This is a genomic window from Lysinibacillus xylanilyticus (assembly GCF_001708185.1).
In the GTDB taxonomy this organism is placed as follows: domain Bacteria; phylum Bacillota; class Bacilli; order Bacillales_A; family Planococcaceae; genus Lysinibacillus; species Lysinibacillus xylanilyticus_A.
In genome coordinates, this window is sequence record NZ_MDDN01000023.1 from 1 (window position 1) to 24,239 (window position 24,239).

Annotated in this window: 34 protein-coding genes; 18 read left to right on the forward strand and 16 right to left on the reverse strand. The window is 34.3% G+C overall.

From position 1 onward, the window contains the following. Nucleotides 1-125 precede the first annotated feature (125 nt). The 5 genes from BFJ97_RS25745 to BFJ97_RS21660 all read left to right on the forward strand — a co-directional run bounded on the left by BFJ97_RS25745 (nucleotide 126) and on the right by BFJ97_RS21660 (nucleotide 2,725). Complete coding sequence (locus BFJ97_RS25745) at nucleotides 126-260, forward strand: CcdC protein domain-containing protein (protein WP_368072757.1); 135 nt, start codon at nucleotides 126-128, stop codon at nucleotides 258-260. A 127-nt stretch (nucleotides 261-387) separates the two neighbouring features. Further along, the gene (locus BFJ97_RS24930; RefSeq protein WP_175401834.1) at nucleotides 388-528 is read left to right on the forward strand and encodes a hypothetical protein; all 141 of its coding nucleotides are present in this window, start codon (nucleotides 388-390) and stop codon (nucleotides 526-528) included. 181 nt (nucleotides 529-709) lie between these two features. Then, a complete protein-coding gene (locus BFJ97_RS21650) occupies nucleotides 710-1,153 on the forward strand; it encodes a GNAT family N-acetyltransferase (protein ID WP_068986696.1) in 444 nt (147 codons plus the stop codon). Nucleotides 1,154-1,169: 16 nt separating this feature from the next. Then, entirely contained in the window at nucleotides 1,170-1,748 is a 579-nt protein-coding gene (locus BFJ97_RS21655) for a GNAT family N-acetyltransferase (RefSeq protein ID WP_068986697.1), read from the forward strand. A 224-nt stretch (nucleotides 1,749-1,972) separates the two neighbouring features. After that, nucleotides 1,973-2,725: an alpha/beta fold hydrolase gene (locus BFJ97_RS21660; protein ID WP_068986698.1), complete on the forward strand. Its 753-nt coding sequence runs from the start codon at nucleotides 1,973-1,975 to the stop codon at nucleotides 2,723-2,725. Nucleotides 2,726-3,332: 607 nt separating this feature from the next. On the opposite strand, the gene BFJ97_RS21665 is transcribed toward BFJ97_RS21660, so the two are convergent. The 3 genes from BFJ97_RS21665 to BFJ97_RS25550 all read right to left on the reverse strand — a co-directional run bounded on the left by BFJ97_RS21665 (nucleotide 3,333) and on the right by BFJ97_RS25550 (nucleotide 4,474). After that, nucleotides 3,333-4,064 carry a DUF4261 domain-containing protein gene (locus BFJ97_RS21665; protein ID WP_368072756.1) on the reverse strand — a complete coding sequence of 244 codons (732 nt, stop codon included), beginning with the start codon at nucleotides 4,062-4,064 and terminating at the stop codon, nucleotides 3,333-3,335. Further along, nucleotides 4,010-4,237, reverse strand: a complete 228-nt coding sequence (locus BFJ97_RS25750; protein ID WP_317853409.1) for a hypothetical protein — start codon at nucleotides 4,235-4,237, stop codon at nucleotides 4,010-4,012. The genes BFJ97_RS21665 and BFJ97_RS25750 overlap by 55 nt, the downstream gene beginning before the upstream one ends. Nucleotides 4,238-4,348: 111 nt before the next feature. Next, entirely contained in the window at nucleotides 4,349-4,474 is a 126-nt protein-coding gene (locus tag BFJ97_RS25550) for a hypothetical protein (protein WP_302621817.1), read from the reverse strand. Nucleotides 4,475-4,855: 381 nt separating this feature from the next. On the opposite strand from BFJ97_RS25550, the gene BFJ97_RS21670 reads away from it, so the two are divergent. The 3 genes from BFJ97_RS21670 to BFJ97_RS21680 all read left to right on the forward strand — a co-directional run bounded on the left by BFJ97_RS21670 (nucleotide 4,856) and on the right by BFJ97_RS21680 (nucleotide 6,745). Beyond that, the gene (locus BFJ97_RS21670; RefSeq protein ID WP_068986699.1) at nucleotides 4,856-5,383 is read left to right on the forward strand and encodes an AAA family ATPase; all 528 of its coding nucleotides are present in this window, start codon (nucleotides 4,856-4,858) and stop codon (nucleotides 5,381-5,383) included. 129 nt (nucleotides 5,384-5,512) lie between these two features. Then, nucleotides 5,513-6,223, forward strand: a complete 711-nt coding sequence (locus BFJ97_RS21675) for an MBL fold metallo-hydrolase (RefSeq protein WP_068986700.1) — start codon at nucleotides 5,513-5,515, stop codon at nucleotides 6,221-6,223. Between the two features lie 225 nt (nucleotides 6,224-6,448). After that, a complete protein-coding gene (locus tag BFJ97_RS21680; RefSeq protein WP_068986701.1) occupies nucleotides 6,449-6,745 on the forward strand; it encodes a YfzA family protein in 297 nt (98 codons plus the stop codon). A gap of 91 nt (nucleotides 6,746-6,836) precedes the next feature. Here the strand turns inward: BFJ97_RS21680 and BFJ97_RS21685 are convergent, their stop codons facing one another. The 4 genes from BFJ97_RS21685 to BFJ97_RS25320 all read right to left on the reverse strand — a co-directional run bounded on the left by BFJ97_RS21685 (nucleotide 6,837) and on the right by BFJ97_RS25320 (nucleotide 10,030). Continuing rightward, nucleotides 6,837-7,994: a Ger(x)C family spore germination protein gene (locus BFJ97_RS21685; RefSeq protein WP_068986702.1), complete on the reverse strand. Its 1,158-nt coding sequence runs from the start codon at nucleotides 7,992-7,994 to the stop codon at nucleotides 6,837-6,839. A 313-nt stretch (nucleotides 7,995-8,307) separates the two neighbouring features. Next, nucleotides 8,308-8,712 carry a VOC family protein gene (locus BFJ97_RS21690; protein WP_068986703.1) on the reverse strand — a complete coding sequence of 135 codons (405 nt, stop codon included), beginning with the start codon at nucleotides 8,710-8,712 and terminating at the stop codon, nucleotides 8,308-8,310. Nucleotides 8,713-8,823: 111 nt separating this feature from the next. Continuing rightward, a complete protein-coding gene (locus BFJ97_RS25315; RefSeq protein ID WP_254660221.1) occupies nucleotides 8,824-9,330 on the reverse strand; it encodes a beta-lactamase family protein in 507 nt (168 codons plus the stop codon). 1 nt (nucleotide 9,331) lies between these two features. Further along, nucleotides 9,332-10,030, reverse strand: a complete 699-nt coding sequence (locus tag BFJ97_RS25320; RefSeq protein ID WP_254660222.1) for a serine hydrolase domain-containing protein — start codon at nucleotides 10,028-10,030, stop codon at nucleotides 9,332-9,334. A 121-nt stretch (nucleotides 10,031-10,151) separates the two neighbouring features. On the opposite strand from BFJ97_RS25320, the gene BFJ97_RS21700 reads away from it, so the two are divergent. From BFJ97_RS21700 to BFJ97_RS21710, 4 genes are all read left to right on the forward strand, one after another. Then, a complete protein-coding gene (locus tag BFJ97_RS21700; RefSeq protein WP_068986704.1) occupies nucleotides 10,152-10,745 on the forward strand; it encodes a TetR/AcrR family transcriptional regulator in 594 nt (197 codons plus the stop codon). A 337-nt stretch (nucleotides 10,746-11,082) separates the two neighbouring features. Beyond that, entirely contained in the window at nucleotides 11,083-11,265 is a 183-nt protein-coding gene (locus BFJ97_RS24935) for a hypothetical protein (protein ID WP_223556789.1), read from the forward strand. Nucleotides 11,266-11,436: 171 nt separating this feature from the next. Then, nucleotides 11,437-11,973, forward strand: coding sequence for an AAA family ATPase (locus BFJ97_RS21705; RefSeq protein WP_068986705.1), 537 nt, complete (start codon nucleotides 11,437-11,439; stop codon nucleotides 11,971-11,973). A 119-nt stretch (nucleotides 11,974-12,092) separates the two neighbouring features. Further along, complete coding sequence (locus tag BFJ97_RS21710; RefSeq protein WP_068986706.1) at nucleotides 12,093-12,530, forward strand: hypothetical protein; 438 nt, start codon at nucleotides 12,093-12,095, stop codon at nucleotides 12,528-12,530. Nucleotides 12,531-12,895: 365 nt separating this feature from the next. On the opposite strand, the gene BFJ97_RS21715 is transcribed toward BFJ97_RS21710, so the two are convergent. The 3 genes from BFJ97_RS21715 to BFJ97_RS21720 all read right to left on the reverse strand — a co-directional run bounded on the left by BFJ97_RS21715 (nucleotide 12,896) and on the right by BFJ97_RS21720 (nucleotide 15,052). Next, nucleotides 12,896-13,234 carry a hypothetical protein gene (locus BFJ97_RS21715; RefSeq protein WP_068986707.1) on the reverse strand — a complete coding sequence of 113 codons (339 nt, stop codon included), beginning with the start codon at nucleotides 13,232-13,234 and terminating at the stop codon, nucleotides 12,896-12,898. A gap of 192 nt (nucleotides 13,235-13,426) precedes the next feature. After that, nucleotides 13,427-13,702, reverse strand: a complete 276-nt coding sequence (locus tag BFJ97_RS24410; RefSeq protein ID WP_139114499.1) for a hypothetical protein — start codon at nucleotides 13,700-13,702, stop codon at nucleotides 13,427-13,429. Nucleotides 13,703-13,834: 132 nt separating this feature from the next. Next, complete coding sequence (locus BFJ97_RS21720) at nucleotides 13,835-15,052, reverse strand: helix-turn-helix domain-containing protein (protein WP_068986708.1); 1,218 nt, start codon at nucleotides 15,050-15,052, stop codon at nucleotides 13,835-13,837. A gap of 180 nt (nucleotides 15,053-15,232) precedes the next feature. Here BFJ97_RS21720 and BFJ97_RS21725 point away from each other — a divergent pair, with 180 nt between their 5' ends. The 3 genes from BFJ97_RS21725 (at nucleotide 15,233) to BFJ97_RS21735 (ending at nucleotide 17,399) form a co-directional block, all read left to right on the forward strand. Next, a complete protein-coding gene (locus BFJ97_RS21725) occupies nucleotides 15,233-16,015 on the forward strand; it encodes an alpha/beta fold hydrolase (protein WP_068986735.1) in 783 nt (260 codons plus the stop codon). 103 nt (nucleotides 16,016-16,118) lie between these two features. Further along, a complete protein-coding gene (locus BFJ97_RS21730; RefSeq protein ID WP_139114500.1) occupies nucleotides 16,119-16,670 on the forward strand; it encodes a peptidase MA family metallohydrolase in 552 nt (183 codons plus the stop codon). Nucleotides 16,671-16,901: 231 nt separating this feature from the next. Then, nucleotides 16,902-17,399 carry a GNAT family N-acetyltransferase gene (locus BFJ97_RS21735; protein WP_068986710.1) on the forward strand — a complete coding sequence of 166 codons (498 nt, stop codon included), beginning with the start codon at nucleotides 16,902-16,904 and terminating at the stop codon, nucleotides 17,397-17,399. 46 nt (nucleotides 17,400-17,445) lie between these two features. Here BFJ97_RS21735 and BFJ97_RS21740 read toward each other — a convergent pair whose 3' ends face one another. From BFJ97_RS21740 to BFJ97_RS21760, 5 genes are all read right to left on the reverse strand, one after another. Then, the gene (locus BFJ97_RS21740; RefSeq protein WP_068986711.1) at nucleotides 17,446-17,730 is read right to left on the reverse strand and encodes a hypothetical protein; all 285 of its coding nucleotides are present in this window, start codon (nucleotides 17,728-17,730) and stop codon (nucleotides 17,446-17,448) included. A 217-nt stretch (nucleotides 17,731-17,947) separates the two neighbouring features. Further along, entirely contained in the window at nucleotides 17,948-18,391 is a 444-nt protein-coding gene (locus BFJ97_RS21745) for a hypothetical protein (RefSeq protein ID WP_068986712.1), read from the reverse strand. Beyond that, entirely contained in the window at nucleotides 18,388-18,693 is a 306-nt protein-coding gene (locus tag BFJ97_RS21750; RefSeq protein WP_068986713.1) for a PadR family transcriptional regulator, read from the reverse strand. The genes BFJ97_RS21745 and BFJ97_RS21750 overlap by 4 nt, the downstream gene beginning before the upstream one ends. 759 nt (nucleotides 18,694-19,452) lie before the next feature. After that, complete coding sequence (locus BFJ97_RS21755) at nucleotides 19,453-19,842, reverse strand: spore coat protein (RefSeq protein WP_068986714.1); 390 nt, start codon at nucleotides 19,840-19,842, stop codon at nucleotides 19,453-19,455. Between the two features lie 506 nt (nucleotides 19,843-20,348). Continuing rightward, nucleotides 20,349-20,966: a hypothetical protein gene (locus tag BFJ97_RS21760; RefSeq protein WP_068986715.1), complete on the reverse strand. Its 618-nt coding sequence runs from the start codon at nucleotides 20,964-20,966 to the stop codon at nucleotides 20,349-20,351. Between the two features lie 438 nt (nucleotides 20,967-21,404). Here BFJ97_RS21760 and BFJ97_RS25555 point away from each other — a divergent pair, with 438 nt between their 5' ends. After that, the gene (locus tag BFJ97_RS25555) at nucleotides 21,405-21,539 is read left to right on the forward strand and encodes a hypothetical protein (protein WP_302621818.1); all 135 of its coding nucleotides are present in this window, start codon (nucleotides 21,405-21,407) and stop codon (nucleotides 21,537-21,539) included. A gap of 780 nt (nucleotides 21,540-22,319) precedes the next feature. Here BFJ97_RS25555 and BFJ97_RS21765 read toward each other — a convergent pair. Next, nucleotides 22,320-22,523 (reverse strand): translation initiation factor 2, encoded by a 204-nt coding sequence (locus tag BFJ97_RS21765; RefSeq protein ID WP_317853414.1) that lies wholly within the window; start codon nucleotides 22,521-22,523, stop codon nucleotides 22,320-22,322. Between the two features lie 403 nt (nucleotides 22,524-22,926). Here BFJ97_RS21765 and BFJ97_RS21770 point away from each other — a divergent pair, with 403 nt between their 5' ends. After that, a complete protein-coding gene (locus BFJ97_RS21770; RefSeq protein ID WP_175401836.1) occupies nucleotides 22,927-23,253 on the forward strand; it encodes a metalloregulator ArsR/SmtB family transcription factor in 327 nt (108 codons plus the stop codon). Further along, the gene (locus tag BFJ97_RS21775; RefSeq protein ID WP_068986718.1) at nucleotides 23,240-23,938 is read left to right on the forward strand and encodes a PDZ domain-containing protein; all 699 of its coding nucleotides are present in this window, start codon (nucleotides 23,240-23,242) and stop codon (nucleotides 23,936-23,938) included. The genes BFJ97_RS21770 and BFJ97_RS21775 overlap by 14 nt, the downstream gene beginning before the upstream one ends. Nucleotides 23,939-24,239: the final 301 nt, after the last annotated feature.

Below are 24,239 nucleotides of genomic sequence, written 5' to 3' on the forward strand. Positions count from 1 at the left end.
CTTTAACCTTACAAATAATTTAAGGGTTACGCCCCTTAAATTGTTTGTGAGGCGAGCAAGCGATAGCGCGCTTAGATTTAAAGCAAAATCTCAATTTTCCCTGTCCATTTTCTTGACATAGTATCATTTCTTCTATCGAACCAGGTACACTCAATATGCTAATTTACTTACTTATTATTTGTTATTTAATTCCTTGGAGAATAGCTTGCTATATAAAATATAAAAAGGTTCTTAAACAAAAAAATGTGGTCAGTTTGTAGAACTTCGTATATCTCTAATACCCAAATGAAATAAGGAGTATAAGTTTTGAAGAGCTGAAGTGCGATGAGGAGTTGTCATATCGCATAAAATGCCTCGAAGAAGATATCCCGTATAAGGGATTTCTCCATGAAGTTTTCTCGTGCGAGGAACGAAATGTTTAATCCACCAATTTCCGAAGATGACGACGGTGTATCGTCATCTTCACTTTTCTTCTTTAATTTAATGGAGGATTTAATGCAACAAGAATTTATAACGTATACAAAATAAACCTAATAAATGTTCCCGAAGGTGAAAGTTTGGAACCACATTGAAATAAACCAATGTGGTTTTTTACCGCATTGGCTTATTTTCTTTTATGAAACAACTATGAGGTTTTTTCAGGTAAGGTAATCCGCTTATAATCAAATCAACACTTATAAAAAGAATAATAAAAAAGGAGAAATGAATAGTGAGTTTGTATATTACGAAAGAAATAAATAAAGAGGATAAACGGAAAATTAATGATGAGCTTTATAGGTTTAATTTAGAGCATTTTCCAGTAGATTTAAGAGGTCGATACGAAGAAATCAATTTAATTATTAAAGACGAAAACAGCATTGTACGTGGCGGTATACTTGCTGAAGTGTGTTGGAATTGGTTAGAAATTCACACCTTTATCATAGATGAAGATATACGAAAATCGGGAACTGGAACGAGATTATTAAAAGAGCTTGAAAAGATAGCTTTAGAAAAAGAATGTGATTTCATAAAGGTAGATACGTTAAGTTTTCAAGCGTTAGGTTTTTACGAAAAAAATGGATATCAAGTGTTTGGGATTTTGGATAACGTCGGTAGAGATTATAAGCATTACTATTTAAAAAAAGATTTAAATAAATTTAATCTAATAGAATAAGAAGGGGAAGGATCGGATGGATAGGGACGATTTATTTACAATTGACTGTGGTGAAATATTACTGAGAGAGTTTAGAGTTGAAGATGTTGATGCCATTTATGAACTTACATCCCAACCTGAAGTTTATGAATTTCTGCCTGATTGGCATTCGACAAGAGAACAACGATTGATCTGGGTTACAAATTATGAGATACCATCAAATAAAGAATTTTTGTCTGCCCTGCCTAATATCAGTGGTCAAAATTGTTTGAAATTAGGAATTGTATTAAAGGAAACTGGTGAATTCATAGGTTTCTGCAATACAGGTATTAAAGAAGAGCTATGTGAACCAAACCGGGAAATAGCTTATGCTATTTCAAAACATTACAGAAATCGTGGATACACAACAAAAGCAGTAAAAGGATTGATACAATATTTGTTTAACCATACAGATGTAGAACATCTTAATACAGTTGTTGTGCCCCACAATTTAAGCTCAAAAAAAGTAATTCAAAAATGCGGCTTTCGCTTTAATGGAAATATTGAAATTGAAGAGCGAACTCATTCTCATTACATGCTTAACAAAGATGATTGGAAAAGTGAAAATAATCACTAAGGCTATTGAAATTTTCAACTAGTGGGAGTTTTTCTGCAACAAGGGAGACGCTCTCTTACTAACGAAATTACGAACGATAAGTAGATGGAATATTCTGGGGTATTTAAGTTTTATGTACTTAAACTATTGGGGGCTTTGGCGAAATATTACTGAGCTGCATAAACGGCCCTTTTTTATTGTAGAAATAATAATGTAAAGCTTATAATTTAATTGGGTGATTAAAGGTGACTATACAACATAAAAAGATATTTAATTTCTATGATAGGCGTATACTGTTCAATAAATATCGAAATACACCAAGCGTAATCTTTATTGCAGGGTTAGGCGATAGCCACGAAACATGGAAAAAGGTCCAAGACCGAATATCAGATGAAACATCAACCCTGTCCTATGACAGGGCGGGTATTGGCAGGAGTCAAGACGTAGCTGTCCCGCGAACTTGCTGTGATCTTGTCGAGGAGCTCTCCGAATTGTTGCAAGCGCTTGACGTGGAGAAGCCTTATATATTAGTAGGCCATTCCTTTGGTGGGTTGGTCGCCAGATTGTATACCAGTCTTTATCCGCGGGACATCTGTGGTATGGTTTTGGTTGACGCTGCACCAGAATATAAAGAACTTGCCTATGAAAAGGTTCTACCAGAAAATCTACTTGCAGGAAATAGGGAATATTTCGAGAATCCTATGTTAAATTGTGAGAAAGTTGATAAAATACAGAGTTATAAGCAAATTGTTGATTATTCAAAACAAAGTGACATCTCTCTCTCAATTATTACAAGAGGTTTACCCGACAATGGTGAAGATGGATGGCCCTCTCAAGAAATATTAGAAATTGAACAAAGTCTACAAGCAGAATTCCAATGGCTGTCAACGTCAAGTAAGTTCCGGATTGCAAGTCGTAGTGGACATTATATACATCATGATGAACCTGATATTGTAATAGAAGAGATTTTATTAATGTTAAAGGGGATGGGAAAGTGAGCGATATAAGGTTGAAACTTATGGAGGATTTGAAAATAATTGTGCAGGAATAATACCAACTTCGTTAAGGTGAGCAGAAGAGGAAACTTTAATGTTGCGATATAACGGTGATCCTGAGCCTAAATTAAGTGATGGCTATGTTTTTGAAGTTGAACCTTATGTAAATATATCTATTTTAAGAGGCGATAAAGATTAATATTAATAAATCCGAATTATAAAATCGTTTAAGAGAAATTGATACATATATAATCCAATAATTCCATATAGCCTATTAAACGAACGGCTGCGTTAGTTCAACAAGCTATAAGCGATTTTAGAAATACGCCCATATCTTTGTTATTCCATTAAAGGGCGCGATTGTGAAACAATAAAAGGGATGCTACATATGAGCCATGTATAAATATGTAGCATCTCTGATTTTTTCGATTTAGATCTTGATAACATATGATAACCACGATGATCTAAGTAGTGGCATCATTAATAAAATCTAAGCATTAAAAACAAATTTTGATAAAACAAGTACTAAAGGATTAAAACCGTTGAAATTAGGCTCCGCACTTTTGGTTGGATTGAAAGGATCTACATCACTACATACCCAAAGGAGCAACTATTTTTCAGAACCACCCTGGTGACCTGCATAGTTTCCCTCACCGGGATCAAGATCAATGACTATGCGGTGCGGAACAGCCAATGCATATTGATGCTCGCAGCGCCAACGCATCTCCTCTGTAAAACCGATCGTTTCTCCATCTGTAATAATATCACCTTGATTAAACAAATAATAAGCAAAGTTAGTCAAGCAGTCTGCAACCTCATTGGTATCCATATCATAGAAGTGGCATTGCACATCAGGAATCCCTAGTGCCGCAAGCCCAATGGAATCCATGAGACCTTCCTGGCGTTCACTGCAAGTACCCTCAACATTGTAGAATCGAATGTTCATTGCTCCATACAACATTTCGCCCTCATCAATTGCAGCTAAAAACACGGATGGCTCGACCAACTTATTGCTTTCTCTAAAATAAATCGCAGCGCAAGGGACCGTTTCCACTATTGCACGAAGAACATTCGTATGTAGTTCCAATCTTTTTTGGGGCTCCAGTCCAGATGCCATCATATCGACAAGTAACAACGCGTGACTACACTCTTGCAACGTTTGGCGTGCTTCCTTCCAATGCCAACTTTGCTGCAAAGCGGCTTCGTAATCAGATATCGGACCTACATTCTTGCCAGTAAGCGTTGTTTGTGCGGGCAATTCTCCTTTCGCATATTTCACCATATAATTCAAATGAAAGAAGTGAAGCATTTCACCTTTCTCATGTTGCTCATAGGCTCCCATACTGCCAGCGGCCCACTCTTTTCATTTTGTGGTCGATCTGTTTTCCCCATGTATTGTTCTATCTTGCTGTAGAGTAGTTCGCGGTCCACTACTGGCTTTTCTTTAAACAGCAGTTCAATAGCGTAAACTCTAGCAAATCCGAAGTCTTTCTCCTGCTCTATGATTTCATTCATAAGGCACTCTCCTTCATTCTGTATTGTTTTCTTAATCATATATAGATGTGTTCATCAACTTCATCAAGAGTACACGAAAGATTACCAACCGCCCATCATACTTTTTCCCTATCATTGCCAATTGCGAGTTTCCATATGTTTTACATCTTTCAATTTTTTAGGTTCATCGCCAAAACGTGTAGTTGATTTCCGTTCCGACTGGGCGCTTTCCTGGGGGCGTCCGATGAGCCGCTTCACTCGCGTTGCTCGCTCCAGGGTCTCATCTGTGACGCTGATCCCCAAGGAGTCACCCAGCCTCCACTCCAATCAACTTATTTATATAGTATATGTTTTAACAAATGTCATCCACAACTTTTGGTGATGAGCCATTTTTTATATAAAATGATTTATCACTTTTTTAGGGCCACTTAAGAGTTGGTCGTTATACAGATTCATATAACACCAATATTTGTAAATGTGTTATGCTAGAATAAAGCATCTGATTATTCAGTTATAAGCTAACAAGGTAGGATAAATTAGTAATACTGATATGTAAATCTACTGGTGAGCTCCCCAAACACCGCTTTTTGGGAGTTTTTCAGTTTATACATATATTAATAAATAAGAGGAGATTGTGTAATGATTATCATGATAAATGGAGCATTTGGTGTGGGGAAAACCACTATTGCAAATATGCTTCAAAACGACATTAAAAATAGTATGATTTATGACCCTGAAGAGATCGGTTGTATGTTAAGAAATGTTATTCCAGAGGATATAAAAAGAAATGAAGCCTGTACAGGGGACTTTCAAGATTTAGATTTATGGAAAGAATTAACCGTGGATGTAGCGAGACGTTTAATTTCTAACTATAAAATGAATCTAATAGTGCCCATGACTATTCGGAAAATAGAATACTTTCATTTCATTCACAACGGATTCAAAAGTATTGATGAACAAACATATCATTTTTGTTTGAGTGCAAGTAAAGAGACAATTTACGAAAGGTTAAGACTACGTGGAGAAGAAGAAGGTAACTGGTGTTTTCAACAAACTGATAAATGCTTGGAAGCCTACAATAAATATGATTTTAGAGAGTACATAGACACAGAAAAAGTTGATATCAATGTCATTGTTCATAAGATAAAAGAAAAGTTAAATATTTAAATAGAGGACATCCGAGAAGAATCATCCAAGCAAGTAACGAGCCTACAGAAGAAGATTTGCGAGCGTTATACCGGTAAAATTGCATTAATGCAAAGAAGTAGTTGTATACAGAAATGGAGAGATTACTTGATGTTGAAATTTATCGGCTCAGGAAGTGCATTTAATACGGAATTAGGGAACAATTCAGCTTATTACAAAGTAGGGAATCAAATGTTGTTAATTGATTGTGGAAGCAATATTTTTCACCGTATTAAAGAAAATAGTATTCTAAAAGGGATCGAGCACATCCATGTATTGGTCACTCATACGCATGCAGACCATGTAGGGAGCCTAGCTGATTTAATTTTTTATAGCTATTATTGTCATGGAGAATTTGCAATTCCAAAAGTGACTGTTTATTACGTCGATGATGTGAAAATTAATGAACTACTGGCCATCAATGGCATCATCCCTGATAATCATTGCTTAACAAAAAAATTACATGCCGATACACAGTACACACTTAATTTCTGTAAAGTGCTATTCGAGAAATCTAGTCATGTCGAAGAGATCCCTTCTTATTCAATTGAAATAAATATTGATAACAAGCATATTTATTACACCGGAGATACGAATAGCCTAAAAGCTGCTTTAGTAAATCCTGAATCGAGTAAGCTATATGATTATGTTTATGTAGATACTTGTAAAGCAGATGGAAATGTTCATTTGTCATTACGAAAACTTAGTGAATTAGTTCGTCATGAATTACGTTCGAAATTTTGGTGTATGCATTTAGATGAAGGTTTTGAGCGTCAAGAAGCGGAAATGTTAGGATTTAATGTTGTGAAGAATGAATTTTAGTTATTGGTACTAACGATGACGTAATTCAAGATAAGGAAAAAGCATATATGACCAAGTTTCAATTAATGTTGAACTTGGTTTTTTAGAATGTCTATATCTAAATTTTGTAAATTTAGGTATTGATGAACTATATACTGTAGTGTATATTGTTTATATAGTGTATATACAATATGTATTTAAAGGGTTTTGTAGTATACAAATAAATTAGAAGGGGAGCTAGTCATAATGGCAGATACAATAAAAAAAGATCGTCCTATTCAAAATCGAAATTGGATGAAAACTTTGGGAGCATTTCTCGCGTTGCTTTTATTCTTTTTCCTTTGTGAAACTTATTCATGGCCACTGTTCAGAACATTTAACGAAGGAACATTATTTGGTAGAATTTCTAATTCAGAACTTTTTGTGGAATGGTTTACTCCATATAACACACCCCAATTTAATCTATTCACCGCATTCTTTGCCATTACACTACTTCCAAGTGCTCTAATAGGTGCCGTAAAAGAGATCTTTTCTAGAGAATAAAACGACCAGACGTTGCGAATACCGAAAAAAGTGAAGAAATAGCGAACATCCCTCAAATCGTCAAAATATTTGAGGGATGTTATTGAAATAGCTATTCTTTAATTGTTTCGTCAAATGATTTTCGACCCGGATTTACTTTATTGACGGTAACGTTTAATTTACTAAGCGAATCTGCTGTCAATGGAATCTTGCCATTTTTCTCTAATTTTTTCCACGTTTTTACGTCTTTTCGATATAAATGCTCCGATAAGCGGTAAATATCAGCATCTAATTTTAAACCCTCTTCATAGGTTGTTTTTATATCTTTTTTAACTGCCGCAATAATGCCTTTTCTTATTTCATCAGAGGTTATTTTTCCTTTAAAACCATTGATGATTGCATTAAATTTAACATCTACTTCGAATTTTACATCATTGTTTTTTATAATTGGTTTAATGTCTGTACTTAATTTTTCTAAATCAACTGTTAAGTAATCTCTTTCTTTACTGTCTAATTTAAAGGTTACGTCTCCTCGAGCTTTTTTATTTTGCATCCATTGAACCCCTTTGGCGGCCTCATTCTTAACGAAGCCTTTAAAACCATCCTTAGAAAATACGCCAACCCCCGTTAAGGCAGTTTCCTCTGTAGGTTCGTTTGTATCTTCCCAGTTTTTATTAATTGTCACGAATGGAATATTCACTTCATGACTCGGTTCATTTAATTTGATAACAAGGTTGCGTAAATCAACGGGCTCTACAAATGTTTCTAACTCTTTTGTATGCAATGGATTACTTAATTTTGAAGCTGTGATTGATTTATTTAATAACGGTGTCACTAGAAGAATATCTTTAATAGGGTCCTGTGTACAATAAGTCAATATTTGGTATCTTGTTTCCCGATGACGCAGAAAACTGTCAATAACGGAAATCGCGTTTTCACTTTTCAAAGCATCCTCAGAGAAAATAAGGTAGGTCATATGTCCCCAAAAAACTTTTTGGTCGATCGAACGATACAATTTGAAAAAGGCTTCTTCCATCGTTTTTCCTTTAGCAAATCCAATCTCTGCCTGTGCAGTTTGTGGAGCAGGCGATTCAGATTTAGCAACATTAGCAAAGTTGATGATTTGCATAAATACTTCATATTGACCATCTTTAAAATCGATACCAATACCGTCAACATAGTACATTCTTTGAGGTTCAGAGACATCCCAACATCCAGAAAGCAATAGTACAACTGTTAAACTTACTATTAATGCAATTTTTTTCTTCATGTTTGATCCCTACTTTTAGCAATTCTTGTGTAATTAGGAGGAGCAAAGTGGTTTGTTTGATTCAGTTTAAGCTTAGACAAAAAATGAAAGGATTATAAGTAGAGAAAAACATTGGAAAACTATGAAATAAAAGATCAGGACTCAATCCCTAGTGTTCGAAAAATGGACAAGTGATTTTTGCTGCATGTTGTGGCACTCTAATAAAGGTAATTTCCGTTCCAAGCTACTCGCTTTCAATGGGCGAGTAGCTTGGAACGGAAATCAAAAATTCAGAGGGGATAAAGAAAACCCCCGCTGATTAGTAGTCTAAACTTTAAATTCCTTTATGATTGCGAATTTCTATTATGGTTCCTTCGGGTGCTTTTAACTTACATAGTTGACCATTTTCAACCTTATAAATAATGTCACCATTTTTGTAGATAAAATTCACATTCATATCCTTCAGTCGATCTACCTCATCACTAAGATTGTCAACCCATAAACAGAAATGGACAATGCCTTGACCATTTGAATTGCATGCCTCAAGTTCTTCATTATATTTTCCTGTTTGGAGTTCAATATAAAAGGTTCCGAGCTTTAACCAAGTGTTAAAATGTCTATCATGGAAATTTGGGGACTCTTGTACAAGTTCAAATCCTAATACTTCCGTATAAAAATTTACAGACTCAGCATATGTATTAGTTTGTATACATATGTGATGCACGTATTTTTCAACCATAAATTTAAATCTCCCTTTTATTTAAAAATTTTACGATAATCAGAATGCATATCGATTAGGCTAAGATAGCAATAAAGTGGCATACGAATTCCATCATATTCTTATTTATCTTTAAAGACAACTGTATAATGCATTCCTTAGAGCCAGTTCTCTTGGTTCATTAGCCATGCCAAAGCCATGCTTATTCATTGCGTAAGCATAACCTAACCCCTCATCTGGATCAGCAAAGCAGAATGAGCCTCCAGCTCCAGGATGTCCAAAAGAGCTCTCACTTCGACCAAATGGCATATCCGAAAAGTGTTTCCAAAACCCTAAAGCGTAAGCGATGTTTATACAATTTACATGGTCATAAAAACCTTCTGTTGGGGGAGTGGCGCTCTTTCTTAATTCATTCATAGTGGAAGAATTTAATCCTAGTATTTTCGCTCCACTTGCAAATGCACCATAAATTTTTGCCATCGCTTTTACTTGTCCAACGCCATTACCTGAAGGGAATTCAATAGATAGTATAGGACGATGATTAAAATTATCATTCGCAACAAACTTTTTAGGGTCAACTAAACTTCGAGCTACTAGTGACTTAGGATTTAAAAATCCAAGTAACATTTTAGGTGGCAATTTAGTTAACCCCCTTAAGTAATTGGATAGGATGATTTATCCCTTCAATCGTTGTCATTCTATCTTTTGAGACTTCTGAAGGCAAACCAATATAAAATTCAGCATTGAGCGGTTCTGCTATTTCTTCGTTAAAAAAATCTTTTAGAGTACGTCCTTTTGGATCCGTTCTTTTAATAAGTTCAGAAATTAAAGTTCCTATAGTCCATGCATGATACCCATGAAATTTTCCGACTTCCCAATCTGGTTTACATGCAGCAAGGGAAGGTGATAGACGTGAAGTATCTAGGTCTTCTATATTTTCAATTTTAAGTTCATCGAGAGTGGATAAACCAGCTTGATGTGCAAGTAGCTGTCTAACTGTAATTTTCTCTTTACCATTCTGAGCGAATTCTGGCCAATATGTACACACGGTCTCATCATAGTTAATGTAACCTTTTGAATGAGCTAGACTTAAAGCTAATGCAGCAAATCCTTTTGTAGCTGAAAACACTTGAACTAATGTGTCTTTCTCCCATTGTGCAGAAGTTTTTCGATCTCGATATCCGCCCCATAAATCAACGACTGGTTCGTTATTAATATACACAGAAAAGGCAGCTCCAAGTTCTCCTCGGTCTGTAAAATTCTTAATAAACTCGTCTTTCACTAATTCAAAACCCGGTGCCACAAAACCATGAATGGGAATACTATTTTTTGTTCTCATATTGTTTTCTCCTTCTGATATAATCTCCATCTCTTTACAAAAAAGAATAAATTTAATAAAATTAACTTAACAGATAAATGACTAAAAAACAATAAATAGTCAAATAAAGAGGTGCGTTAGAATGGCAAGAATTTCAGCTGAACAGAGAAAGCAAATACATGAAACACTTCTCAGCAAGAGTAAAGAATTATTTATTCAGTACGGGTTTTCGAAAACAAGTATTGATGACATTGTAAATGCTTGCGGAATTGCAAAAGGTTCTTTTTATTCATATTATCCAACAAAAGAAGAATTATTTTACGCGGTGTTACGAAGGGAAGAAGAAATAAAAAATAACATCATTGCTGAGGTCATGAGTGAATCTTTACCACCAAAGGAACTTTTAATGAGATTCTTTGACATCTCCTTTAAAGCTATTGAGGAAAATGAATTTTTCCAAAGTCTTTATCAAAGAGGAGAGTATGAGCGAATAGTTAAGAGACTCCCGAAAGAACTTATCGATGGCCATGCCAAGGAGGATTTAGAGAGTTCATTACAGTTTGTTAAATTTCTACAAGAAAAAGGGGTTACAGAAGAAGATCCTGAAATTTTAATTGGCCTTTTTCGAATAATGATGCTTTTACCTTTACATCGACAAGAGATTGGGGAACAAACGTTTTTAAAAACCATAAAAAAAATGATTGAATGTTTATCAAATGATTTAACTTCTTCCTAAAATCATTGCATCTATGCAATAACGGCTAACTGGCCTGCATCGTGCAGGCATAAGTACAAAGCCGATTCCTGATGCAATTATGCCGAGGCATAATTGATCAAGTAAAATAGTTGAATGGAAGGAACAACTAATCAAGACAAATGACCAGTGCTCACTACTTTTTAAATAAGGTGTATCTGGTTTATTTTTCTTATTGAAGAAATTTATTGATTAAAATTTCAGTCATCATAAAAGTCTCATGAGTGATGAAGATCTGCTTAAATAATAGCAGAATAGCTTATTACCGAGGAAATAACGTGTATAAATGACACCAAAATGGATAATTTATAAATCGGAGGTGATAATTTTGACTAAAGAAAAGCGTAATAACCTTGAACTAGATCAAGTAGAACTTGGATCAGATTTAAGCCCAGATGATTTAGATGTACGTGAAGAAAATGATATGACAAAAGAGCAAAAGAACAATTCAAGTAAAGAAAAACAATGCAACGAAAACACTTCCTCAAGACGTAATAAATAATAAGATAGACCGCATAAAATTTTCTACCACAATCTTCGGGTTGTGGTATTTTAATTTAGAAATGAAAAAAATTGACTTCAAGTACTTTGAGGATTTTCTTCATTATCTTAAGATATTGCAGTAAATATTTAAATGTGTAAAACTAAACATAATGAATTGGGGAGGTAGAAAATGGGGAAGAAGCAAAAAATTATATCCATTGCAGCAATATCTGGTGGAGGAAAAACAACCATTGCTAAAGAACTCACAAAACTACTGAAGAATGCAGAGTCACTTCATTTTGATAATTATGATTTGGAAGGACCCGATGATATATGTGAATGGGTTGAGCAAGGAGCGGATTATGATGAATGGGATATAAGTCCTTTGGTAAGGGATATAAAAGAATTTCAAAAGGATGCTAATGTAGAATATATCATTTTGGACTATCCATTTTCATATCTCAATCATCAATTAAAAGGATTCATAGATACATCTTTTTATGTCGATACACCGCTAGATATTGCTCTGGCTAGAAGAATAATTAGGGATTCAAATTCGATAACCGATGCTTTAGATGAATGTGAGCATTATTTAGATAGTGGTAGAAATGCCTATTTAGAAGCTGAAAAATCTGTAAAACCCAATTGTGATTATATAATAGACGGTAAATTATCGCTAGAAGCTATTGTTCAGAAAATAGTTAGTTTGATAGCAGGTGAATTTTAACTAAAAAGGCTGTGGTGTTAAAAGATTGTTGTTGGAATTAAGGTTAACGATTTTACTGTCCGAGTACTCAATTGAATTGAGCCTGATGTTTTGGATTTTTTTAATTATAAAGGGGAGAGATGTCCTTGAAAAATTCAAAAAATTTAATTACTTCTCTGGTGTTAATTTTGATTTTTATAGCAGGTTGTTCAGATGTAAGAAATGAAGAGCAAATGATAGAAGTTCAAATGCGTATTGGTGATGAAAATAATTATGAAGACTTCAAAGAAATCACGGATCATGAGCAAGTTCAAAAGGTGCAAAAGATACTAGATGATATTGATTGGGAAAATGCAAAAGTAGATATGGCACGTCCTGCAGATTACATATTTTATTTTCAATTTAAAAACCCAAAAATAGAAGCAAAAGCGGTGTTATATGAACTTTGGATAAGTCCAAATAAAGATAAGGTGGAACTCGTAATAGATGCTCAAAGTAAGTATAGTCAATTAGACAAGAAGAAGTCAGGAGAACTATTTGAAATACTTATTGGTGAAAAATTGGCTGATCTCAAATAATTATTGGACCGAATTAAAGGTCTTTTATTTTACACTTCACAATAGCATCGGCGGTAAATTGTCCATCGTATTACCTCAGTTTGTATTGTTAATAGGAGGACTTACTTCTTTCAAGTTCCTCGATTCGTTTTACTAGTTCCTTTGCTGGCCACAAATACCCATGCAACAATAAAAGCTATCGCAATCACTGTAAAAGAAATTATGATAAGTGCAGTAATGATCAAAACAAAACCATTTAGCAGCACTGAGCGGTACATTATTTGATACTTAATACTTTTAATGATAGAAATCAGAGCTACAGATGGAAAAAAATCTGTGGCTCTTTTTCGGCTTTTTAAATGTTGATTAATACAACTAATACACTTCTATTTCATAATACCAATGTAATCCGTTGAGGAATGTAAATAAATCGTGAACTTTCCTTTTGTATACTTTACAATCTCTCCTTCACGCTCAATCTCTCGCCAACCATTTTTCTTAATCATCAATCTATAACTCAATGGAATACCATTATCACCACTAGCCTTTGACCAAATATAGTGTTTACCAACTTCATTTTCGCTTTCTAATTCAGCACTTTTAGGAACAGGGAAATCATACATATCATTTAAAAAATAATAGTTTCTATCTAAATATGTAAAATAAAAGTATCCCATTCCTATTAGAAAAGCTAGCGTAATCAATGAAATTAATAATCGCTTCACAATTTATCCTCCTCGTATAGTTACCTTCCTTTGTTATGTCTAAGGTTGTAGCAGATAGAACTAAAGCCCAGATTTCACAGATAATAGGATCATCACCATAACGTGTGGTTGATTTCCGTTCCGACTGGGCGCTTTGTCGTTGCTGTCGCTTCGCTTTCACACAGATAAAACATTTGCTGACGCTACGTTACACTACGCTTTCGCACAGAGCAGAGCTTCCTGCGGGCGTCCGATGAGCCGCTTGGGCCAACAGATGTTTTTTGCGCGAAAGCGAAGCGACAGCAGCTCGATGTTTTTTGCGCGAAAGCGAAGCGACAGCAGCACGATGTTTTTTGCGCGAAAGCGAAGCGACAGCAGCACGATGTTTTTTGCGCGAAAGCGAAGCGACAGCAGCACGATGTTGGTCACGAAGGCGTTATCACAGGACGTGATGTTTTTAGCCTTTGTTCCTCTATCGCTAATCCCCAAGCAGTCGGCCAGTCTCCACTCCAATCAACTAAGTGATGAGCCAGATAATAGTGATTACCAGGTCTCTTTCAATAAGGTAAGAATTTTTGTTCTGGAATATTCTAAAAAGAACAAACAAGCACTTTACCGTTTTTATTTTGAAAAATTCTTATTTACTAGTTCAATGGTATTTTTAATAAAATCTTGGTAATGCGTTTGGGGTAGTGAATCTATTTTGCTAGCTGCTTTCTGCGCATAAAAAAGTGCTTCTTCTGCTTTCCCTAGTTGCATAAGACAGATGGCTCTATAAGAATACGCAGTGTAAAGAATACATAGTTCAAGCGGGTAACTATTGGAGCTAGGCATCTTAAACTTCTCAAATGCTTCTAAGGCTTCAGTTAGCTGTCCTTTTCCTAATAAAGCTTTTCCTTTTTCAAGAAAGTAAAAATCACTTCCAATATTCCCTTTTAATACCGTAGCAAATTTATCTAAATAACCAAGAGCTTGATCATAATCTTTTGGTATTTGATTGTAATAATGAGCTTGAAGTAACAAAGTGAAAGCCAAGGACTTATCATTTTCGCTAAAAACCGCAAACTGTTCTGACTTCTTTATAAAATAAGCATAATCTTTTTCGTTGTCATGAAGAAGGGCTTGGAACGCTGCAATCCGGAAAATATTATCCATCTTATAATAGACCATTTTCTTCTTAGACATTGCAATTAATTGATGAAGCTTATCCTTCCCAGCTATATATTCACCTATCCCAAAAAGTAAGACCATTTCAACGTAATTCGCCTCTAATTCAATGAGCATATCAATCACTGTTGCTTTTTCATCATACTCTTTTCTTACATTCCGTAACATTTTCAGGGCATTATGATACTCACCATTTTTCGCATGGTATTCTACTACGTATACTTTAGCTGCCAAACTGTGACTATAAAGAGATAACCGATCATAGATTGTTACTGCCCGATCTATCAACATTTCTCCATTGTTTTGATCTGACTTCATAACTGTCCTTCCTGAAATTTCTAATATCCTAGCAGATTCTAATGAAATGGGAAACTGTCGGTCAAAAATGTCTTGAGTCAAACTAATTATCTGTTCATCATTATTTTTTCCAAACGCTTCCTCTATTTTATTAAACAAATTTTTTAGCTCATCAGGAGTAGGGTTTCCTAATAAATATTGAGGGTCATAGCCTAACTGGCACGCTATAAATTTTAAACTGTCCATTGAAGGGTTTGCGCGCCCGTTTTCAATCATACTCAACATTCCTTTTGACATTTTATCACCTGCTAGTTCTACAAGTGTCATACCTTTTTCTACTCTTAATTTTTTGATTCTCTGTCCTAACTCATTCATGTTCTAACATCCCTTGAAATTCAATTTGCAAGTTCAATTATATTAAACTTCAGCTTGAAAAGACAATTATTACATGTTACCATTAAGTTCAATTTAATTGAACTTCTTTGACTTAGAAATTACAAAAGTAGGATAGAAGTGGGTTTTTATAAAATCAAAATGGAAATTGAGGGACTACATATGAGTGAATTTATTGAAAATGAAGCAGGAAAAAAATTAAATATAGGTGGCATTGAATTATACTATGAATTGTTAGGGGAGCATCATGAAGGTCCAACTTTAGTTTTTGATTCAGGGTATGGAGTTACTTTAGAAAACTGGAATTCGATTAAAGATGAAGTGTCAAAGTTCTCAAGAATGTTTATTTATGACAGAGCAGGAATCGGAAAAAGTGGAATGGATGATCGACCACGACATTGTAGACAAAGTGTCGAGAACTTACGTATATTACTAAAAAAAGCTGAGGTAAAGCCTCCTTATGTATTAGTGGGCCATTCATTAGGAGGATTAAATATAAGATTATTTGCAAGTACATATCCAGAGGAAGTCGTAGGAGTAGTTCTTTTAGATTCATCCCATGAGGATCAAAATAAAATACTGCCTCCTTTATTTACAAAAGAAGTTCAGGAAGCGTATTATAATCAATTTACTTTGGAAGGATCTCTTCATGAAGTTGAAGAAAGTTTAGAGCAAGTACGAAATAAATCTTTTGGAAATATTCCATTGATTGTCGTTACAGGCGGTCTACAGCCTTTTCACACAAAAGAATCTATGGCTATTTGGATGAAATTTCAGGAAGAGCTTGCAAACTTGTCAACTAATAAGCAACACATTATCGTTGAAGATGCTGGGCATGCGATACATATTGATCAACCAGACGTTGTTGTTAGTATATTAAGAGATATTTTAAGTAGAGTGAAAGTTGACAAGCAGTACTTTGGGGATAGTGAATGTCGTTTATAAACACAATTTGAAGAATTACTAAAAAATCATAAAACATTAACACTCAAAAAGAGTAGGAGGAATGAAAAAGATGAACTCCTTCATGCCTATGAGGATATTTGACATGAAGGAAAATCAATATCCACTTGTCCATGAACTAACACATTCCGTACTTGGTTATGGCAACAATTTTGATAGAAGCAGTGGCTATTTTACGCAAGAGGGTTTTGCTGATTATATGGAAGAAATCTATGGGAAAACGAAGACAAGTTCCCATCAGTTTATGAAGTATTTTATGGATTCGAACAAATTAATTCCAATTAGCAAGTTGATCGATCCGAATCAAGACGACTCTTATTTTCGCCCAGACCTTACAAATACAGAACAGCTGAACACCCTTAGATGGATGAGCTATACGCATTCAGCTTCTTTTATTAAATATTTAATTGATACCTATGGAATAGAAAAGTTTGAACAGATATACAACGAAAAGGATTTGGTCGAAAAAATAGAGGACGTATATGGAAAAAGTGTGGGTGAGTTAGAAAATGATTGGTTAGTTTTTATTAATAATCAAACGGGGTTAACATATGAAGAAAAATCTGAAGTGGGATATTTTTACAAAGTTAATTCTGTTATTATTCAAATTGATCCAAAATATTTTACAAAGGAATAATCCATTTTGGAGAAATCCCTTTAGGAAAGTACATAAAGAGAAACTGTAATCCGTGTATTTTTTTGATCCCGATGATTAGTAGTATTCATCAATCGAGCTTTTACGGGTAGTAAGACTCGCACCTAACTTATTGGCTGAATTTGAGATGGGAGTCCTACTGCCCGTTAATGCGGGATAAAATACTATTGGTAATTGTCGATAAAAATGAAAAGTATCGTAGGAGGGCAACGAATGAATTGTAGACTTTTAACTGTGGCGGATGCTGAGGCCTATCGGAATTTAAGATTAGAAGGATTACAAAATAATCCTGAGGCATTTGGTTCTAGCTTTGAGGAGGAAAAGAATGATCAAATTGAGCTGTATGCCAACAGGTTTGAATCTCAGGGTTCCTTTACGTTTGGGGTATTTGATCATGAAGAATTAGTGGGCGTTACGACGTTAGTTCAGGAAAGTAAGCTTAAGTTACAGCATAAGGCAAGCATCTTGGCTGTTTATGTTACTCCAAGAATGCGTGGACTTGGCGTTGGCAAACATTTAATGATTGAAGCAATTAACAAAGCGAGGGAGTTAAAGGGTGTTGAGCAGCTTAATTTAACGGTTGTGTCAACGAATGCTTCAGCAAAAAGACTGTATTCTTCTTTAGGGTTTGAGGTTTTTGGAACAGAGAAGAGGGCAATGAAAATAGGTCAACAATACTTTGATGAGGATTATATGGTTTTATTTCTTTAGCGTGAACAACTCCAATAGCTTTTTAGCCATTGGAGTTGTTTGTTTTTTATGGAGAGCTCCAATGAAATAATGAAAACAAAGCAATGATTAAAATAACCACAGCAATCATAAAAGCGACATAGGTACTAAATTTGCCCGTCTTATTTTTTAGTAGCTTTAAACTCAGTACTATATTGATTATTGATAAAGAGAATGCTAGCCAAATCCCTAAATTCCCTAAGCGTTCAATTTGAATGGGTGATTGATTGAAAAAATAATTGTAGGTGATACCAAGAATAAGTAAAATTGTCAGCACAATAGTGGTCGATGCAATTTTCTTGTTGCTAATCATCATTGCCTCCAATCAATCCTTTTATTGATGTATAGTATGCTTGAAAAAATAATCTGACAAAATTTCATGGTTTTGATTACTTTACTTAGGTACACAATAAAAAAGGAGCACTTACAATCTAATGAACCCAAACAAAGACTAATAAAAAGAATCCTTTTTGAAAAAAATCAAAAGGGATTCTTTAATTCTGAAAATTAATTTTATTTTCATACGTTAGTTAATTTGCTAATACCAAAAATACGATAAAAGTTAATCCATATAAGCCCATAAATCCGACAGCCATTTTTGAAAGTTTAGTTTTGATTGAAAGAGCATTTCGAAAACCAGCTTTAAAAAGGTTCACAATGAAAATTGATACTGCTAAGAAAAACGATACCATAGCAATAATTAACGCAACTTGTTCCATTAAAATAACCTCCTGTAATGATCTGTATTGTAGAATAATAAGTATATTAATCAAACCGACAAGCCATAGTAAATTGCTCATGCGAATGCCAAAAACTTCTCGTTCATTCAATTCGATTTTCCAAGCATCAATTATACCCCTCAGTAAATCGATAGTCATAAAAAATGTCCAATCTTGCTGTTCTAATAAATCAATAATTTCATCGCCATATCGTTGTCTCCAACTTTTTGGATACAAGTAAACGAACCACTTCATATAAGCCCAAGCCTTTTTGCGCCGAGTGTAGTTATTGCTTGGATTTCTTTAATTTGGTTGCTTAAATATTCACGACCTGCATCTGTTAGCCTGTATGGTTTTTTACGATCATCTGATTCAAGCACTTGAATATAGCCGGCTTTTTCTAAACGTGTAATCGCGCCGTATAAAGTTCCAGCACCTAACTTAATACTGTAATTTTTTTCAATATCCTCCATAATAGCATAGCCATGACAATCTTTTTCTGCCAGACTAATCAAAATAAACAATGAAGGCTCTGAAAATCTATCTTTTTTCTTCATACAATACCTCCTTTTGAAAAAGTTTATTACGTTTGGCGATATAACGTATAACGTAATGATAACGTCAATATAGAATTAATGCAATAATAAGCACATTAAAAACAGAAAATATTTATGAGCCTAGTTTTCTCATTAATCGCTTCTTACCAAACAGACATCGTGACTTTGAGGAGGGGAGAAAGATTGTTAAAAGAAATAACCTAAACATTTAGATCTTAATGAGTTTGTCCTTGAAGAAATCGCTTATGCTTTACCTGAAACAAATGGAGAAGATAAATACAAAGTCTTTTTAGTCAACAAAAGAAACAAACCCAACTACAGCAAAATAAAAATGTCTGCAGACACTAAACAGCTAGCTCGAGGAAACTTACATCGTGAATAGGCACGTATTTTCTTCATTGAGTGCCGAGGATCTCCAAAACGTAGAGCTTTTAATTCTGTGTAGAGGGTGCAAAACTTATAGGCAGTTAAGAAGGATTGGGAAGAACTTGAGTAGATCAGTCATCTTCGAAGTGGGCAAAATAAGTGAATTTAGAAAGGGGAATTTATGTAGAAGATGATAGTTAGACAAGTTATTACAGGCCCACGAGAATTAGTGGGTGTAATTAAAGTTTAAGATAATTGATTTGCTGTTTAGTAATAATTAAGTCGTTTCATTTTGAAGTGTTAAACATGCATAAATACCTTCAAAATAAAAAACAAGCAGCCAATAAAATCGGTTGCTTGTTTGGACCCTTACATTTAAAAGGGCAATAACATTTAGTTAATGAAATCTTGAGGAACACATTCACGAACACCAGAATTTCTCATGGAGTTAAATAAAGCTGCACCGATTCTTAATAAAACATTGTTATCTGTTCCATTTTCTAAATCATAAATTACGTAGTATGCATTATCAACTGTAAAAATACATTTTCGTTCTAATTTAAATCCAGGTGGTACAGTTGGAAGTTTAATAACTGGTCGAATCACAGGTGTATCTCCTTCATCTCTGATAAAATTGAAAGTTTGTTGGTCAATCTCATAGATATTAACTGGATCAATCTCCACACCTTCATCTGGAATTGTAATTTCATCTTCAACAAATAGGAAAAAGCGTTCGTTTCGGAAATTAAAAAGACTTCTTGCTCCAATTTCAAATGATGCCATTTGATATTCACCTCCTCTCCTATTAATAAGTTATTCATATTGAATACAATTGTTTGGACAATAAGGAAGGTAGAGTGAAAAATAATTAAAATAAACATTCATAGTAGTTGTTCCAGCATGACTGCTAAAGAAGCAAATGTTGAATACATGGAAGTTGTTTAGTTTCGATCGTAAGAAGATAATCTTCGAAATAGATATTAATAATGTTGTTTAAAATTGGACTATAAAGCCCATATAATTTAAGGTTCACCCTTTTTAAACACTTTAGTATGCTGGAACATTTGCTGAATAATTTGAGGAAATGGGACCAAATGAAAAAAGCCGCAGCGTGATCAGACGCTACAGCTCAGAATTGATTATGCCCTTTGATGTTTCTCAAAAGTATTATATCACTATGGCTAAAAAGAAGGCTTAAATTTAACAGCAGCATTGACCCAGTTACAGAAAAGATAATCCTAATCTCTGATGGCGAATATAGGACAAAAAGAGATAGGTTTAGAACTTGATCAAATTTTATTCCAGATGACCATAAATTGTGCTGCTTCAGATTCAAGAGCAATTAGGTGATCTTCAGTGGAGGGGTTATCTGAAATTAGTTTACCTTTTTGGACGTTTAAAATTGCAGGTTTTACATCAGGAGCATGCTCAATGGTGAATTCAGATTGATTTAATAGTGTCAAAGAGGAGCGACATTTGTTTTTATCAATTCGTTCGTCCTTCCCTTTGAAATATAACTTGATTAAATGTGGAACTCCGTCAATCTTTAATCCAAGTTCTGGTGAAGAACGAACAGTTATATATTCGCTATTCCAATTGGATTTGCCTGGTTCAAACCATTCAATATCTTTATTTTTAATAAATTTTAAATGTGCTTTGACTGTTTCAAGGTAATTCTTTTGTTTAGCTTGAGAAACCTTTTCAACAAGAGAAAGCAGGTAATCGTTACTAAAATCTTTCTCATGAAATTTTCGGATACCATCTCGTAATGGTTTCCAGTAATCGAAAGCAGGATTGTAATCATTTTGATATTTTATTTGTCTTACCATAGAGGTTTTACCAGTAACCCCCTTGAAAGTAAAGTCTGTAAATTGTGTAAGACCGACAGATATCTTTTTTGAAGACATTCATTTCAACTCCTTTATTTGTAAAAATTCCACATTTGTATCGTCCATGACAACCGTCGTGTATGAACGACAACCCAATTGGCTGAGAGTGACAAAACTGAATAATAAAGATTGCTATAAAGAGAGAAGGTAAAGGCCATCCATTTACAAAGTCGATTTCGGACGCATAATTGATACGCTTTACGAGTAAAAGCAAATTTCACATAACACAATTAACAGACAAATTACAGCCGTATTTCTAAGTACGAAAAAGAATTAAACACAATGGATATGCCAACATTCATGCACAGGCGGACAAGTTGCCACGACTACCATGATGTACGGAATGGACGCTATGTAAGATTACTATGTAGCCATTGAACGGCCTATGACATTATTTGTAGTTTAGAAGCACTACAGGTTAGTTAGAAAATTAATGACAAGGAAGTGGGTAAGGTTATGAATAGCCTTCAACAGTTGGAGGGGCTAAATGTAAGGACGTTTGGTTTTAGAGGGCAAGTGGCGGTTCAGATGGTGGAGTGGTTAGTGAATGATTTTAATATGCCAGAGGTTGGACAAGATCAAAAACAGTAGGAGTTTTGTGTTGTGCGATATGTGGGTTAACTATCATAGCTATTGGTGGAGTGATTAAGCGCGGCGTATTTTTAAATTAAATAAAAAGCTGCCTAACAGTTACCTGTTAAACAGCACATGGATATTGTAAATATAAAACAAAAATAGGTAAATGTCAACAAATTCATTAGACATTTGCGAGTATGTTTCGCTCTCGTCAAGCAGGTAGAAAATGGTTGGTTGCCTTAATCAAAATCAGTATGATGCGCTGGCTGGTTTAATAATAATTAAACTCTCGCCAATGGGATATGGCATGTCTCAGATGTCATTTATTAAAATAAATAGACAATCGAAAATTGGATTTTTCTCGACGTTTAAACAAGAAGGTTCCATATGTATTTAATTCCATCCCATAAAGCTAAGGCTAAAATTACTGCTAAAATCCCTTTAAGAATATCCTTCATTAGGTACCTCCATAGAAATTGTTATTAATGTATTTACGAAAGAGAGTTAAAAAAGATTCATTTCGTTCATTTCATTTGAACACAGTATTTTTTTTGTAGTAATAAAAACTGTAAAAAGCCAATTGGATTATTCCAATTGGCTAAGAATTCATATTTTTACTAGAAACGTTAAATGCCTAAAAATTTTATATTTTCATTTTAAGTTGTCAAAAAGCTTCATTTATGAAAATTAGAGCATCAGTAATTATTTCTTGTATGCCAGTTAAGTTGTTTTCCAAGAAAAACACTCCTTTTTTTCCTTTAAACGATGAAAAAATCTAGAAATATTGTATGTACATTATTTGATTATTTTTTTTATTTGCTTTAATTCGTAAATAAGATGATCAATCTGTTTTTGCATATTATCTTTTTGCAAGGATTGTTTCGCATCATTTTGAGAATTTTGGGTATTGGAATTTCTTAACGCATCTAATGCTAGACCAGCAGCGATTGTTTGAATTCCATCTCCTAATGTAGAAATAGCTGCGCCGACGTAGGTCAACTTGGCTGCATAAATCTCAAGAGAATCATTGGATTGACTCGAATTACCATTATTATTATTTATGTTCCATCCCTCCTTCAGAATAAGTCCGATATTGTATCATATGCTTCACGTTGAAAAAATGAAATGAAAAATTTATTCATACGAGGCAATCATGTAGAGAAATTAGGATTTATTCAATTGTAATTGAACTGAGACAGCAACAGATTTTCAACAGAAGTTGTTCTGTAGATGAGTTTAAGTTGACTGTAGTTAAGCAATTTACACAATGGGGGGAGCAATGAACGAACAGGTGTAAGTATAAGAGTAATTTTTTTATTTTTCAGAAAAGTGTTGACATTGTTTTTGTGTATATTTATATTTTATATAACCGAACAGTTATGTAAAAAGTGAGGGAATGATCATGCCAAATGTTTATCGAGCATTAGGTGATGCAACGCGACGCCAGATATTAAGTATGCTTAAACAAGGATGCAAAACCCAAAAGGAGATAGTTGAAGCATTTGATATCTCTCAACCAGGAATTAAAAAGCACTTGAATATTTTATTGGAGGAAGGGATTATTTCGGAGAGCTTGAATGGGAAGTATCGTATCTATTCAATAAATCTCAACATACTCCAAATCGCCAGTCATGAAATGCTTCAATACATCGGAGAACTACTTGATGATCAGCTCGTAAGTCTAAAAAATTATGTGGAAAAAGGAGAGTTTCGAGATGAAGAAGAGTAAGGATTCTATAAAGAGAGAAATTGTTGTTAATGCACCTTTGAAGCAAGTTTGGGATGCATTGACTAAGCCGGAGCATTTAAACCTTTGGTATACAAAAGATGCTGAGATAGAATTTTGTATTGGCGGAAGAGGTTATATGAATCATGGTTGGGGAGCAACATCTGAGGGGGTATTCATAGAAATAGATTCGATGAAACGCTTTGTACTTCAGAGCCTTGATGGGGATTTTACTACCATTACTTCTTTAGAAAAAGTTGAAAATGGTATTCTAGTGAGTATTGAATATCAGGCTTCCGTTCTTGGTGACATGAATCAATCTACAAAGGAAAATATGTTATTTGGTACAAGTCAATTCTTAGAAAATCTCAAGAGTGTTTATGAAACTGGTACTGATCATCGTGCAAAGTTTTGGAAATCGTGGATTGGTATTGCACACACATCAAACGATGGGGGCAGAGGTACAAGAGTTTTACAGGTGAAGGAAAATTCAGTCGCTGCAGCTGCTGGAATTAAACCTGAGGATATTATACTAGCGATAGATGGAGAAGAAATCGGAGGATACGAATCATTTGAAAGAACATTAAATACAAAAAATGTTAATTGCAATGTTACCTTAACAATAGAAAGAAAAAATGAAAAGTCACAGGTAAACTGTCTTGTCGATATTTATCCTGTACCTTATTAATATTCAATAAAAAAGAAGTTAACCTAATAGCATCTTTTTTTGAAAAAACGCATATTTATCTTCTTCACTTATTGATCAAATTGATCCAAAGTATTTTACAAAAGAATAGTTCGGAATGTACGTGAGAAAAAGAACAACCAATAACTAACTATTTTACCTCAGTAGACGAGCCTTATCACTAGCACGGTAAGGCTTTTTATTATGCTTTGAAAACTGCATCGATTAGATTACGGGTGAGAAGTATCTCAGGAACATTAGATACCGAAGAAGGCTGGCGTGTTCTAGTAGCCGAGAGGTCCAG

Excerpts from the sequence above, each read along its gene's own strand:
- BFJ97_RS24930 (WP_175401834.1), top strand. The coding sequence starts at position 388 with ATGAAGTTTTCTCGTGCGAGGAACGAAATGTTTAATCCACCAATTTCC.
- BFJ97_RS21655 (WP_068986697.1), top strand. The coding sequence starts at position 1,170 with ATGGATAGGGACGATTTATTTACAATTGACTGTGGTGAAATATTACTG.
- BFJ97_RS21665 (WP_368072756.1), bottom strand. The coding sequence starts at position 4,064 with ATGGGAGCCTATGAGCAACATGAGAAAGGTGAAATGCTTCACTTCTTT.
- BFJ97_RS25750 (WP_317853409.1), bottom strand. The coding sequence starts at position 4,237 with ATGAATGAAATCATAGAGCAGGAGAAAGACTTCGGATTTGCTAGAGTT.
- BFJ97_RS21670 (WP_068986699.1), top strand. The coding sequence starts at position 4,856 with ATGATTATCATGATAAATGGAGCATTTGGTGTGGGGAAAACCACTATT.
- BFJ97_RS21675 (WP_068986700.1), top strand. The coding sequence starts at position 5,513 with ATGTTGAAATTTATCGGCTCAGGAAGTGCATTTAATACGGAATTAGGG.
- BFJ97_RS21680 (WP_068986701.1), top strand. The coding sequence starts at position 6,449 with ATGGCAGATACAATAAAAAAAGATCGTCCTATTCAAAATCGAAATTGG.
- BFJ97_RS21685 (WP_068986702.1), bottom strand. The coding sequence starts at position 7,994 with ATGAAGAAAAAAATTGCATTAATAGTAAGTTTAACAGTTGTACTATTG.
- BFJ97_RS21690 (WP_068986703.1), bottom strand. The coding sequence starts at position 8,712 with ATGGTTGAAAAATACGTGCATCACATATGTATACAAACTAATACATAT.
- BFJ97_RS25320 (WP_254660222.1), bottom strand. The coding sequence starts at position 10,030 with ATGAGAACAAAAAATAGTATTCCCATTCATGGTTTTGTGGCACCGGGT.
- BFJ97_RS21700 (WP_068986704.1), top strand. The coding sequence starts at position 10,152 with ATGGCAAGAATTTCAGCTGAACAGAGAAAGCAAATACATGAAACACTT.
- BFJ97_RS21705 (WP_068986705.1), top strand. The coding sequence starts at position 11,437 with ATGGGGAAGAAGCAAAAAATTATATCCATTGCAGCAATATCTGGTGGA.
- BFJ97_RS21710 (WP_068986706.1), top strand. The coding sequence starts at position 12,093 with ATGTCCTTGAAAAATTCAAAAAATTTAATTACTTCTCTGGTGTTAATT.
- BFJ97_RS21720 (WP_068986708.1), bottom strand. The coding sequence starts at position 15,052 with ATGAATGAGTTAGGACAGAGAATCAAAAAATTAAGAGTAGAAAAAGGT.
- BFJ97_RS21725 (WP_068986735.1), top strand. The coding sequence starts at position 15,233 with ATGAGTGAATTTATTGAAAATGAAGCAGGAAAAAAATTAAATATAGGT.
- BFJ97_RS21730 (WP_139114500.1), top strand. The coding sequence starts at position 16,119 with ATGAAGGAAAATCAATATCCACTTGTCCATGAACTAACACATTCCGTA.
- BFJ97_RS21735 (WP_068986710.1), top strand. The coding sequence starts at position 16,902 with ATGAATTGTAGACTTTTAACTGTGGCGGATGCTGAGGCCTATCGGAAT.
- BFJ97_RS21740 (WP_068986711.1), bottom strand. The coding sequence starts at position 17,730 with ATGATTAGCAACAAGAAAATTGCATCGACCACTATTGTGCTGACAATT.
- BFJ97_RS21745 (WP_068986712.1), bottom strand. The coding sequence starts at position 18,391 with ATGAAGTGGTTCGTTTACTTGTATCCAAAAAGTTGGAGACAACGATAT.
- BFJ97_RS21750 (WP_068986713.1), bottom strand. The coding sequence starts at position 18,693 with ATGAAGAAAAAAGATAGATTTTCAGAGCCTTCATTGTTTATTTTGATT.
- BFJ97_RS21755 (WP_068986714.1), bottom strand. The coding sequence starts at position 19,842 with ATGGCATCATTTGAAATTGGAGCAAGAAGTCTTTTTAATTTCCGAAAC.
- BFJ97_RS21760 (WP_068986715.1), bottom strand. The coding sequence starts at position 20,966 with ATGTCTTCAAAAAAGATATCTGTCGGTCTTACACAATTTACAGACTTT.
- BFJ97_RS25555 (WP_302621818.1), top strand. The coding sequence starts at position 21,405 with ATGAATAGCCTTCAACAGTTGGAGGGGCTAAATGTAAGGACGTTTGGT.
- BFJ97_RS21770 (WP_175401836.1), top strand. The coding sequence starts at position 22,927 with ATGCCAAATGTTTATCGAGCATTAGGTGATGCAACGCGACGCCAGATA.
- BFJ97_RS21775 (WP_068986718.1), top strand. The coding sequence starts at position 23,240 with ATGAAGAAGAGTAAGGATTCTATAAAGAGAGAAATTGTTGTTAATGCA.